This window comes from Rhodobacter sp. Har01, assembly GCF_020564565.1.
GTDB lineage: Bacteria > Pseudomonadota > Alphaproteobacteria > Rhodobacterales > Rhodobacteraceae > Pseudogemmobacter.
Genome location: NZ_JAJCTD010000019.1, coordinates 1 through 10,278, shown reverse-complemented (window position 1 = coordinate 10,278; position 10,278 = coordinate 1). Strand labels below are relative to the sequence as shown.

At 58.8% G+C, this 10,278-nt stretch carries 11 protein-coding genes and 1 pseudogene; 4 read left to right on the top strand and 8 right to left on the bottom strand.

All coding sequences use genetic code 11. The annotated features are described in order from the left end of the window. The 6 genes from LHP98_RS19055 to LHP98_RS19030 form a co-directional block, all read right to left on the bottom strand. On the bottom strand, positions 1-514 hold a 514-nt coding region (locus tag LHP98_RS19055), incomplete at its 3' end, for an IS66 family transposase zinc-finger binding domain-containing protein (protein WP_227254136.1). Between the two features lie 58 nt (positions 515-572). Next, complete coding sequence (tnpB, locus tag LHP98_RS19050) at positions 573-920, bottom strand: IS66 family insertion sequence element accessory protein TnpB (protein ID WP_227254135.1); 348 nt, start codon at positions 918-920, stop codon at positions 573-575. Continuing rightward, positions 917-1,264: an IS66-like element accessory protein TnpA gene (tnpA, locus tag LHP98_RS19045; RefSeq protein ID WP_227254134.1), complete on the bottom strand. Its 348-nt coding sequence runs from the start codon at positions 1,262-1,264 to the stop codon at positions 917-919. Before tnpA ends, tnpB begins: the two co-directional genes overlap by 4 nt. A 724-nt stretch (positions 1,265-1,988) precedes the next feature. Further along, positions 1,989-3,050, bottom strand: coding sequence for a CBASS cGAMP-activated phospholipase (locus tag LHP98_RS19040; protein WP_227254133.1), 1,062 nt, complete (start codon positions 3,048-3,050; stop codon positions 1,989-1,991). Further along, positions 2,933-3,511 (bottom strand): hypothetical protein, encoded by a 579-nt coding sequence (locus LHP98_RS19035; RefSeq protein ID WP_227254132.1) that lies wholly within the window; start codon positions 3,509-3,511, stop codon positions 2,933-2,935. Before LHP98_RS19035 ends, LHP98_RS19040 begins: the two co-directional genes overlap by 118 nt. Before the next feature lie 3 nt (positions 3,512-3,514). Beyond that, complete coding sequence (locus LHP98_RS19030) at positions 3,515-4,756, bottom strand: nucleotidyltransferase (protein WP_227254131.1); 1,242 nt, start codon at positions 4,754-4,756, stop codon at positions 3,515-3,517. A 133-nt stretch (positions 4,757-4,889) separates the two neighbouring features. Between LHP98_RS19030 and LHP98_RS19025 the strand changes: the two genes are divergently transcribed. Together LHP98_RS19025 and LHP98_RS19020 are read left to right on the top strand one after the other, a co-directional pair. Beyond that, the gene (locus LHP98_RS19025; protein ID WP_227254130.1) at positions 4,890-5,243 is read left to right on the top strand and encodes a helix-turn-helix domain-containing protein; all 354 of its coding nucleotides are present in this window, start codon (positions 4,890-4,892) and stop codon (positions 5,241-5,243) included. Continuing rightward, the gene (locus tag LHP98_RS19020; protein WP_227254129.1) at positions 5,240-6,124 is read left to right on the top strand and encodes an ImmA/IrrE family metallo-endopeptidase; all 885 of its coding nucleotides are present in this window, start codon (positions 5,240-5,242) and stop codon (positions 6,122-6,124) included. Before LHP98_RS19025 ends, LHP98_RS19020 begins: the two co-directional genes overlap by 4 nt. A 179-nt stretch (positions 6,125-6,303) precedes the next feature. Here LHP98_RS19020 and LHP98_RS19015 read toward each other — a convergent pair whose 3' ends face one another. Then, positions 6,304-6,933, bottom strand: a complete 630-nt coding sequence (locus tag LHP98_RS19015) for a tyrosine-type recombinase/integrase (protein WP_227254128.1) — start codon at positions 6,931-6,933, stop codon at positions 6,304-6,306. A 305-nt stretch (positions 6,934-7,238) separates the two neighbouring features. Between LHP98_RS19015 and LHP98_RS19010 the strand changes: the two genes are divergently transcribed. Then, the gene (locus LHP98_RS19010) at positions 7,239-7,655 is read left to right on the top strand and encodes a hypothetical protein (protein ID WP_227254127.1); all 417 of its coding nucleotides are present in this window, start codon (positions 7,239-7,241) and stop codon (positions 7,653-7,655) included. Next, positions 7,645-9,180: an ImmA/IrrE family metallo-endopeptidase gene (locus LHP98_RS19005; RefSeq protein WP_227254126.1), complete on the top strand. Its 1,536-nt coding sequence runs from the start codon at positions 7,645-7,647 to the stop codon at positions 9,178-9,180. Before LHP98_RS19010 ends, LHP98_RS19005 begins: the two co-directional genes overlap by 11 nt. Positions 9,181-9,566: 386 nt before the next feature. Here LHP98_RS19005 and LHP98_RS19000 read toward each other — a convergent pair. Further along, positions 9,567-10,278 (bottom strand): annotated as a pseudogene (locus LHP98_RS19000) (hypothetical protein); the annotation flags it as partial.

Genomic DNA, 10,278 nt, shown 5'->3' with positions numbered 1-10,278 from the left:
GACCCGGCCCCGGGCGGCCACGTTCGATGGCGCGCGAGGGCAGCGGGGCCTGGATGAACCGTTCGCAGCAGGTGCATGTCAGGCGGGGCCGGACGACGCGGTTCACGATGAAGCGGCCGGGCACGTATTCCAGCTCTTCCGTCACGTCCTCGCCGATCCGGCGCAGGCGGCCACCGCAATCGGCACAAGCATCGGCACCTGGGGTCAACTCCACTTCCATCCGCGGGATGTGGTCGGGGATCGGGCGGCGCTTGGGTTTGTCCTTCTCCTCGATGTCCGGCAGCTTCATCCACGCCGTCATCGCGGCAGAGGCAATCTCGCTGGTCTCAAGCGCCAACTGAAGCTGCTCGGCCGTCTCGGACGACGCGCCGAACCGGTGCGCCCGGTGCCCGGCCAGCTGATGGCGCAGCTTCTCGATCAGGATCGCCTGCGCCTTGACCTCGGCCAGAAGCCGCGCGGTGAAGCTGCGCAGCTCCTCGGGGTCTTCCGGCAAGGTCAGCGTCTGATCGAGCATGCGAGAAGTTTATCCCACTGTATTTCTTGTGGGAATCATTGATTGCGGGCCCCGCAGATTATCCCGCTGCCAGAGGCCGCCACGTCCGTTCCGGTGCTCGCCAGTCGATCCCTTCCAGCAGCATCGACAGTTGTGCAGGCGACAGCGCCACCTTGCCATCCTTGGCCGAGGGCCAGACGAACCGCCCCTTCTCCAGCCGCTTCAGGAACATGCAGGCCCCCTGGCCATCCCACCAGATGACCTTGACCAGATCACCCCGGCGACCTCGGAAGACAAACAGATGCCCGGTGAAGGGGTCCTGCTTCAGCACCACCTCGGCCTGCGCTGCCAAGGCCGCGAAGCCCTTGCGCATGTCCGTCACCCCGGCCGCGAGCCAGACTCGCGTATTGGCCGGAACCGGGATCAAACCGACAGTCCCCGGATCAGGCGGGCCAGAGATTCAGGGTCGTAGCTGCCGCTGATGCGCATCCTGTGACCGCCAGCCAGCTCGATCTCGATGCAGTTGTCGGGAGCGGGTGCGGCCAAAGGCACCTTACCCTCCGCTACGATCTCTATTGGAAGAAAGCGCGCGACATCGGACGCGTCGGCATCTGCAAACCGCGGATCGCGCAACCAGGCAAAGACCAGATTGGCGTTCACATCATATCGCCGGGCAACCTGACTCACCGATACACCGGGCACACGCGTCTGCCCGCAGATCATCTGCTTCTCGTCGTCAGTCCAAACCCGCCGCTGCCGCCGCTTCGTCACAAGCTACCCCGATAGTGTCCATTATCCGATAGTGGACACTATCCTCTAAGCACCAACCTCGGCAGAGCGGCCAGCCCGGACGGTTACGTTGCAGGAAGTGCAAGGCGATCTCAGCCGGAACGAGATCACCCACAGGCCAACGTCGGGTTGTTGGCCGAACAAGCAGTGCAGGATCGCTGCGCGCAAGGTGAGGGCGTGAGCTTTGCCCGGCGCTGCCTGCGGATGCCCGCTTATGCATGCTGGTGCGGTTTTTCTGCTTCGGTGTTGATGTGGCGTTGATGTAGGCGTGCGAATGCGGAAAGCGCCCCGGGGGGCGCTGCGCAGGTATTTGATATCGTTGAGAGTTTTGGTTGCGGGGGCGCGCCACCTCGAAGGGCGTACTCACGCTATACTCGTACCAGCTTAGGATTCGTTTGGTGCCCGCACACCGGAGACAGACGCCTCGACACCGCTCGGGAATTGACCGCACGGGACGCATGTCAGTTTGTTCAAAACGCACGTTCCGGACGACCGTCACTAATCCTTGGCTCAGCCACCTGGCTGCAAGTCGATTCGGGCCGGCTTCCAGTATCGATCGGTCGACCGAAGTCGTCGCGATGGGCGGAAAGCGGACTGTCGCAAAAGCGCACTCGAAGCGTAATTCTTATTGAAAGCCGACCTTTGATCACGATTGGGGATGGATAAATCCGGCCACCTTACATCAGGCGCTCGGCAAGTGTTTGCATCATGTTGCCGTAGCTAGAACGGGCACAAACGCATCTGCTAGATCTCCGAAGAACATCGATTTGATCCGGGCGGCATTTGCTTCGACGGTGTCCAAGGCATCGCCCGGCAACAGACCGACAGCACGGCGCCAGTCATCTAATTCGATGGAGGGTGAATAGACCGGCGGCGACAGCCGCACGACAGAAGGAGGACCAAGCAGCAGCCGCGCTTGATTGGTCGCCGCCAGGGACTGAAGGCGCATAGCCGCGAAGATTGCATCCTTCCAGAACCACATGCCGCCGAATCTAATCTGACTGGGCGAAACGATGTAGGGGTCATCGCCGCATCCGATGCTCAGAACATCAATTTGAGAGGGGGCGACATCGAAGCAGATCAGCGCCTCGATCACGGCAAGCATGACTGGATTGTTGGCCCAGACACCGCCATCGACCATCTGATAGCTGCCATTCTTGAAGGGTTGGAAAAAGGTCGGTGCGGCGGATGTGGCCAAACCGATATTGATCATCTTCTCAAACCGATCAAACTTGTAGTCCGCGTGGTGCGGCGTCTTGTAAACAAAAACCTCGCTATGGGTTCCATCGAACGCGGGAATACACAGTCTGTTCGCGGACTCGCAGAGAAGTCTTTCGCCCAGTGTCTCGGACAAGATTGAGGCGATGGCATCACGGTCGTACCGATACAGCACGGTCTGCCGGAGGAACGACGCGGCGCTGTAGAGCCAAGATTGTTTGCGCGGCGGGAAAATCTCCTGGCCGCGCTCGACATAGAGGGTCTTCATTTCGTTGGCTGAAAACCCCGCGCCAAGACCCAGGGCGATGATCCCGCCAGTCGAAGTCCCCGCAATCAGATCGAAGTATTCCGACACTCGGTGACCGGCACAGAACCGTTTCTCTAATTCGGCGAGAACTGAGGCGGGAAAAACCCCGCGTATCCCCCCGCCATCTAGAGATAAGATCCGAAAGCGCCGGTCTTTCGGCCAAGCCTGTGGAACGCGGCGTTGAGGGATTGATCCTGCCGAGCGCGGTCCTCCTGGTTTGAGTGTTGTGTCGCTGGTTTGCATGTATCCTCGTTCTTTGATACTTCCGGGTGCCGCCCGCCCCCGCGCCATACGCCGTCCACCACCCAGTCCTCGTGGAAAAAGAACCACTTGATGATCATGGGGATGAGAACATCCGCGATGGATTTCTCGCGTGTCCACTCGTCGGTCCGTGGATCATAAACGCACAGGAGCGGAAACTCTGGCGGCTGCTGCCAACGGTAGACATGCTGCGGGGGCTCGCCCGTGCCACGTGGGTCCGGGCCGATGGGTGGGTCGAGAACCACGATTGAGACAACGGGGTTGGCGAGCGTGTGGTTTTCGAAGAAGACGCGAGCGAAGTAGGTGATGCGAATGGTGTAGGTCTGGCAGATGGGCGTCAGCGACCCTTCCCAAACCCCCATGAAGCCGAGGTCAAGCGTAAGCTTGAACCCCGGAAACTCGGCCCGCATCCGGGCATCCTGTTCGCGGACCGAGAGCGGCATCACTTAGTCCCCGAACGGCGTACTATAGGGGATCACCTTGGCGCTGGCGGGGGCAGCCAGACTGCCAAGGGCCGGAACGGTTCCGCGACCCGGAATGTAGAGGCCGGTTCCTGCCTCGTTGTCGCGCACATGTTGCTGGCGAAGGGCAGCAATGGCATCGCGAGCAGGCTTTTCGCCAAACAGGTTCTCCAGAATTTTGCGCATGTCCTCCAGCGAGACGCCGCGCCTGAGCACATAAAGCTTGAGGGCGAAAGCGCGCAGCTCTTCCAGAAAGACCTGCTGATCATCGATGCTGCCGGGCCAACGGTCGGTCAGCACGTCCTCTTCGCAGGTCGGATTGCGCGCGAATACCAGCCGCCCCGAAGCGGTCGCGGACTCGATCGTTTTGATGATGCCATCGACTTGGTGGATCAATTCATCAAGCAGCGAACGTTCCACGCCCGTCTGGAGGCCGACATAGTAGGTCAGCAGCACAGACGGCGGCAGGCGCAACTTCGGGTGGCGGCGATCATAGACGATGTTCCGCCAGCGCTTGATTAGTTGCAGACAGATGACCTGCCGGGACTTCTTGTAGGCCGGAAGCTGAAGCGGAACAGGGGTGGTATCCGCCTTTGCGAGCGCGCTCGCCCGCGCATAGTTCAAGGAGGCTTGCTCGAAGTAGGACCCGAAGGCGATGTCCGCGCGCGTCCGCGCGTTGAACCATTCCGCAAGGCCGAAAGGGTTTGCGAAGAGACGTTGCCTCGGCACGGATGGGTCAGAGGGCTTCGAATGAAAAATGAAGCTGGTCTTGGGCTCCATCGATGCGATGAGGACCGAAGGGGTCACATCCAAATGCATGTCGGTGTACTGCACCTGCGTGCAGCGCGTCTTGCGTTCCGACTTGTCGAAATAGCGCGAGCCTTCCTCTCCAGCGATGGCCCGGTGCAAGGTCGCCAGAGCATGTTCCGGGTCAACGCCATATCCCCAGTTGATCACGGCCATAGCGTCGAGATCGTAGTCACAGCGATCATTGTGACCGGAAATAGTTGAGCCGGTCGAAAAGCCGCCCTGCGGGTAGAACCCGTCCACCATGCCCCGCAACGGGCTTCCAGGGCGGTCGATCCACTCCCCCATCGCCTCATAGTGCTTGGCTGCGGTCACGTACTCCGTCGGGCTCAGCTGGATGCGCACCGCCACATCCGCGAGCAGGATATCCTGCGGTGTGAAGCGGGCGATGCTTCGAAGAATTGGGTCATCAAGGCTCACGTTCTGGTCTCCTGTTCCTGTTGGACGGGTCTGCGACAAAGCTTGCACAAGCCGCACCCGTCATGCATACTTGTCGATAACGCCATTTAATCATGGAGTGGCGAAACCGTCAAGTGAAAGAGACGAAGTAGTCATGTCAGAAGAAGAGAGCAGCGAAAACGTGTTTGGGCGCAGGCTTCGTGCCGCGCGCAACGAGCGAGGGCTTGAACAGCAGCAACTGGCAGAGAAAGCGGGATTGCCGCCAAGTTCGATTTCGCACTTCGAGAAGGGCGCGCGGAAGCCGTCCTTCGACAACCTGCGCAATCTCGCAAAATCCCTCGATGTAACTACGGACTACTTGCTGGGCCGGGTCGATACAATGGACCGTGTTGAAGGGGTGCAGCGTCTCCACCGGCACCTGGGGAACCTGACGGAATCCGAGGTCAATACCGTCGAAGGCTTCATCCAGATGCTCAAGGACGGCAAGCTGGAAAGCGGCAAGAAATGACCCTGAAAGTGCCACGCCTCCCTTTGGCAGAAGGTGCAGCGGACAGGGTTCTGCGTGAGCTTGGCATTACGAAACTGCCAATCGATCCCAAAGAGATTGCTGCCTTGAAGGATATCAAGGTCGAAGCAGCGCCTGCGACTAGCAAAGGGTTCTCCGGCATGCTGGCGCAGTGGGACACGAACTTTGGCATCATGTACGCCACGCACATCGACAATACCGGCTTCCAGAGATTCAGCATCGCCCATGAGCTTGGGCACTATTTCATTCCGGGGCACATGGAACAGGTACTCGCCAATGGCGCACACAAGTCCCACGCAGGCTTCGGTTCGCGTGATCCTTATGAGCAGGAGGCAGATTTCTTTGCCTCTGCCCTGTTGATGCCAAGCTCTTTGATCAAGCCCATCATGGCGCGGCAGGATGATGGTCTCGACCTCGTGAAGACCATCGCGCGGGAATGCGCTACTTCACTGACCGCATCGGCCGTTCGCTACGCGAGAATGAGCCGCAGCGCGGTAGCCGTCGTCTTGAGCGAGGGCGGTGTCATCGATTTCTGCCTTTTCTCCGAAGCCATGAAGGAGGCGAAGGTTCGGTGGCCCCGTGCCGGTTCGCCGCTTCCGGCGGGATCGCTGACACGACGCTTCGGGGCTGATCGGGCAAATGTCGCAAGCGCACGCGAGGATAGCGCGCAGGCGGATCTCATCGACTGGTTTAATTGCCCCAAGTCGCATATCGTATCGGAGGATGTCATTGGCCTGGGCAGCTACGGCAAGACCCTCACCGTCTTGTATTCGGCACGGTTGACGGTGGAAGCTGAAGGGCTGGATGAAGAGGATGACGACGAAAAGCTCGAAGAAAGCTGGACTCCGCGTTTTCGTCGCTAGGCGCTTTCAAACAAAAGCACCATCGTAAGTGAAGCTGGCCATCCAGCGATCCCGTCAACACGTCCAAAAAATCACATTCATCGATGGACCGCTTCATAAGGTGCTGCTTCTCACGGCGAATGGGCGACGAATGTCTGGTAAGGGCCGACCGGCGCATGGCACGCTGGTCGGTGGTTCGGTTACAGGTCGATCCCCTCCGACAGGGACAGCGCATCCTCGATGTCGACACCAAGGTATCGCACCGTGCTGTCCATCTTCGTGTGACCCAGCAGCTGGACCGCGCGCAGGTTGCCAGTCTTCTTGTAGATCTGGGCGACCTTGGTGCGCCGCATGGAATGCGTACCGTAGGCGCTCGGCTCGAGGCCCAACGACATCACCCAGCCCCGGACGATCCGCGCATACTGACGCGTGGAAAGATGCGGGCTGCCATGGATCCGGCTGGGCCAAAGGAACTCGAGGCCGATCATCTCGGGATCGCCGATCCAGCGCTCAAGCGACAGCCGGGTGGTTTCGGTGATCTCGAACCGGACCGGTTTGCCCGTCTTGCTTTGGATCATCGAAGTCCGCTCCTTTACCCGCCCGGCGGCGAAGACATCGCGGACCCGGAGAGCGACGAGATCGCAACCGCGCAACTTGCTGTCGACGGCCATGTTGAATAGCGCGAGGTCGCGCGCATTGCCGGCCATTTCGAGACGGCCCCTGATGGACCAGACGTGCCGCGGCAGGAGCGGGCGTTTCTGGCCGACGATGCGGCCCTTGTTCCAGGCGACGCGGGCAGGACGAAGGGCGGGGAGAAGACCGGAGGGCATGAGTTTGTCTCCTGTCCACCGGCCCACCCTTCTTCGGTCATGCCGACCTGCGGATGATACCACGTTCAATGCCAGCAGTGGGGGCGCCGGGCGGAAAGCGGACAGAAGGCGAAACGGCAGAATAACCGCAGCAAGCTCGAAAGAAGGTTCCTTCACCTGTCCTCTTCTGTTTGGCCATGCACTGACCGATCCACGACATAGAAGACTGGACAAGAAAAATACAATCCGGACATTGAGCCGCGTCGCACCCAGACATAGGATTTCGTTTCAATGTGGTACTTCTGTACAGAAGAGACTAGGCTTGCATGACCGACATCTACCGAGGCTCCCTCAAGCACAAGCGAAGACCAGCCATGGGGCGGAAGGGGACTCTGTGCCCGGAATGGACCCATACACGCGAGGATACTGGTGAAAAGTTAGGGCTAGACCCGGCTGATCCCGCATTTAACTGGTTGCAGACCCCGGCCGGACGACTGTTCGGAAAAGCCGAAATTGATGAAGATTCTGGACGCAGGTTCGCTACCGAACGAGGAATCGCTTTCGAGGCGAAGCCAACCAATGACGGTAGTTGGCACGGCTATCCCATTCCTTGGGACGACGTGCCGGCGGACGTCAAGGATAAACTGGTGACTTTAGGTAATGTAAAAGGTAGTATGCTCCGACGTCATGCATCCTTTTCTGAAACAATAATCGATTGGGCGATGGATACCGATGAACACTGATTTTGTCTCTTTCGGCGATCCAAATCGATTCGAGATCGCAATGCGTTGGCGAAAGGACGCAGAGCCGCGCATTCGACGACCAGCCCACTATGGATGGTCGATTGGCGATTTGCGTCTCACGGTGGGCGGCACTACTCTCACAGGCAACGCGAATGGCCAAAACGCGCAGTCATTTGTTAGCTGGTATCTCTTGCCTATCGCACAATGGTTTGCAGACAATTGGCAAGCTCTTCTGCACCAGGCCGACTTTCCATGGCATGAGTCGAGTTCAGCGCCCGCGGTTACAGTTGTGGGCGGTAAGCTGATGGCTTTGATCGATGCGCGCGATGAACAAGGGCGCGAGGAATACCGGGCAGCTCAGGCCTGGCGAAATGCCCATGCAATGAACTCCGCTTCCAACGGTGGTTTGCTTCCTGATTTGTTCCTACGCCGTTATCTTGATACCATAGAGATGTCTTGGACGGGGCGTCCTCCACTTTTTGCACCTGATCAATTTCGTTTCTCCAGTGGTCGTGGCCTAGCGTATCTCGCAGTTAGAGACGTCGCTATTCCACTTTGGGAGTCTCTTGAGTGGGTTGCGGAAAGTGGTAAGGAAAATGCGCTTGAACCCGCAGACCGGATAGCGTTGGCGAAATTGGCATCGCGTTTAGAAGCTCTCCAACAAGAAACTGTGATCAGTCTCACAGCACACCGAATTGGGTCGCGCATAGCTAAATCGGCACTGGCTGCCCTAAGGGCACGTGGGCTCGAAGACAGATTCTTAAATGACAATGAGCGGGTGTCTGGCGTTCCAGCCGTCGCGCGATTTTCGCCAGCCGTCGCAATGTTTGGCGGTCTATCCCCGGATCTCACTGAGAGCGATGTGATCACCTTGAGTGATGTCATCGCACATGCCTATCGTTCCGACCAAGAGTCGGCACTTCTAACGGAGCTAGTATCTTCAGACGGCGGACCGCCCATTGGTGCTCCCCATGCTGAGGGATATGAATGGGCCAGTGACTTGCTTGAAAAGGAGTTTCTGGGCGAAATAGTTTCGAGCTTTGTTGATGTTGAGATGTTTCTTATCAAGTTGGGCGTGAGTCTGCATGAAGTGTCGCTTGAAACCGAGTCCATCCGTGGAGTGGCTTTAGCTGGTGATGGTTTGGTTCCGACTATTGTCGTGAATAAAACCAGTGTTTTCAACGTTACCCCCTCCGGACGCCGCTTCACATTGGCTCATGAGATGTGCCATCTGTTTTATGATCGCACTCTTGCAAAGGGCGTTGGGATTTCCAGCGGTCCTTGGGCACCCGCCGGTGTTGAAAAGAGAGCCAACGCTTTCGCAGCTATGTTTTTGATGCCTCGCCATCTAGTTGTTGAAGCTTTCGGGTATCAGCGGCGATATAATGAATTTGCGAGTATCGCGACAGCCGCCGAGAGACTTCAGGTCGGGCCTTCAGCGCTGGTTGAGCATCTATACAACCTGAACCTGATTGATGAAACTGATCGGGAGAAGTTGCGCATAAGCGCAAAGGGAGGACAGTAGTTCTGAACTCTTGCGCAGGACTATTTTTTTCTTCACGCGTCTCAAGCCGGTCGATCAATGTACCTGGCGGGAGGGATCTTGTCGAGAATTGCTGCGAAAGCAATGGGCGGTCCTGCCTGCCTTCGATGGTTCCGACTTCGGGCAAGCAAGCAGGTCGACTGTCCGCAATGGGCCGAACACGTCGGTCCGTCACCGCGCCCGGGTCGTGGATCCGCGAGAACGGCTGTCGCAACGCGCGGCCAGAAGTGATCGTAGAGGTTGATGTCGACAGCGCAAAGAAGCGGATATGGTTGCCAGAGCCTTCCATCGGAACCGAGGGGCCCGCCCAAGGGCAGGCCTCTCACCATCACGGATGGGTTCCAGGAGCAGCCAGGCACCAACGCCCTTCACTCTGCAGCAATGACAGTCATAGCTCTGGCCCTGCGCAAATCGGCCAGACCCTGGTCGATCGATTGGGTGCGCTCCATCAAGACGCTGAGGCTCTTCGAGATCGACGCCTGGATTGAGTCGATCTTGTCGATCGTCGCTGTCAGCGCGTCCTGGCTTTGAAGAGACTTGCGGCTTTCCACCCTGGCCAGGATGCGGATCGTGTCGAGGCCAAGGATCATCCGTCGCAGTCCATTGCTGGCTTCGCTCAACACAGTTGCCAGTTGTGCGGCCTCGGCCAGAGAGGTCCGGGCGCGCCCGGCGTTCTGATCCCGCACGCCTTCCAGAAGCGACCGTTCGACACGCCGTTCCTGGCCGGCATGATTGCCGGTCTGCCGGTCATAGGTGGCCACCAGTTCATCCTGCAGACCGGCGCAGCTGGACAGGATCAGGCTGCGGCGAACGGCTTGTGACATCTGTCCGCAAAGATTGGCCTCGCTTGACACGAAGCTCGACAGCTGGCGAGCGATTTCTTCCGAGGAAGACTTGTAGTTGATCGAGATCTGGCTCAGCGGGCCGCCCTGCGGCTCCAGCCTCGCCGCAGCCAGGCGCATGTTCACCGGAAGAATCAGCAGTTCGGCGAACAGCGCGGTCAGCTTTGCCTGCTCTGCCAAGGTCTCCTCCAGCAGAGAGATCAGGTTCACCTGCGCGCCGACGGATCGTTCGTCTTTG